This window comes from Paraburkholderia sediminicola, from assembly GCF_046026895.1.
Lineage (GTDB): Bacteria > Pseudomonadota > Gammaproteobacteria > Burkholderiales > Burkholderiaceae > Paraburkholderia > Paraburkholderia sediminicola_C.
Map to the genome: position 1 here is coordinate 1 of NZ_JAQQEU010000287.1, position 471 is coordinate 471.

General features: G+C 57.5%; 1 pseudogene. It reads left to right on the forward strand.

The features are described 5' to 3' along the window. Positions 1 to 228: 228 nt before the first annotated feature. Positions 229 to 471 (forward strand): annotated as a pseudogene (locus PQR02_RS40800) (HU family DNA-binding protein); the annotation flags it as partial.

Genomic DNA, 471 nt, shown 5'->3' on the forward strand with positions numbered 1-471 from the left:
AGCTTGATGACCCCGGCGCTCCACTTATAAACTCGATCTGACTGTCCGAACCAACGGCGCCACCTCTATCTCAGCGCAAAACACCTTGTTTTAGGGGCTCGCCCGTTGCAGATTCACATCCGTGTTGCTACGCTAACGCCAGCCTGAGGATTTAGACCTTTGCGTACTGTCGGTGACTACGCAAAGGCAAGGGTCTCGGGCCAACCTTTGACCAATGACGAGGAATTTATGGCAACAACGGGTGCAACGAAAGCTGCTGCAAAGCCTGCTCCAAAGAAAGCGGTGACTCCGGTCGAGAAGAAAGCGAAGGCGCCGACGGTGAAGAAAGCTGCGGCTCCTGTCAAGAAGGCGGTCGCTGCCGCGCCGCTGAAGCCCATCAAGGATTCGTTCACGAAGGCTTCGCTCGCCATCCACCTTGCCGACCGCGCAGGTGTCGAACCGAAAGCCGCGAAAGCGTTGATGGCCGCGCTG